The 525-nt window shown below is 61.5% G+C and carries 1 protein-coding gene; it reads right to left on the bottom strand.

Annotated features, from left to right (window positions below; translation table 11 throughout):
- On the bottom strand, positions 1–179 hold a 179-nt coding region (locus EN935_RS39705), incomplete at its 3' end, for a VOC family protein (protein WP_206534728.1).
- Between the last annotated feature and the right edge of the window lie 346 nt (positions 180–525).

The raw sequence follows: 525 nt of genomic DNA, 5'->3' as shown, positions 1-525 counted from the left end.
GCCTGGAACTGCACCCCGTCGAGTTCGAACGTGGTCACCAGCACCTTGCCTTCATCGCCGTGGCCTTCGGGCCAACGCATCACGCTCAGCACCTTCGAATTCTTGAAGATGGACACGTAGAAATTCATCGCCTCTTCGGCCTGGTCGTCGAACCACAGGCAGGTGGTGATCTTTTGCATGTCGTGCTCCTCGGGATGTTTTGGTTGCGGTTACGGTGAAACGGCGACTCCGGGAATGGTGCCATTCCTTGCCGTCTGCCCCAAGGACGGCCGTGCGCGGCGCGATCCGACAGCGGCCCGCAATTTTTTTCGGGAGCCGGTTTTTGGAGGAATCTGGCGCATTGCAAAATTGTGGCCAGACCGGGCTTGCGCGTCTATAACGCCTGCGGTCCGAATTCAGCTCCGCCGCGCCATTCCCAGGCTGCGGCCAGCCACCAAGGAAAAAACATGCCTGCCTATCGTTCCCGCACCACCACCCATGGCCGCAACATGGCCGGCGCTCGCGGCCTCTGGCGCGCCACCGGCA

The sequence above is a fragment of the Mesorhizobium sp. M7D.F.Ca.US.004.03.1.1 genome, from assembly GCF_003998635.1.
Taxonomy (GTDB): Bacteria; Pseudomonadota; Alphaproteobacteria; order Rhizobiales; family Rhizobiaceae; genus Mesorhizobium; species Mesorhizobium loti.
The sequence above is the reverse complement of the archived record's forward strand: the minus strand, read 5'-3'. Positions and strand labels throughout refer to the sequence as shown.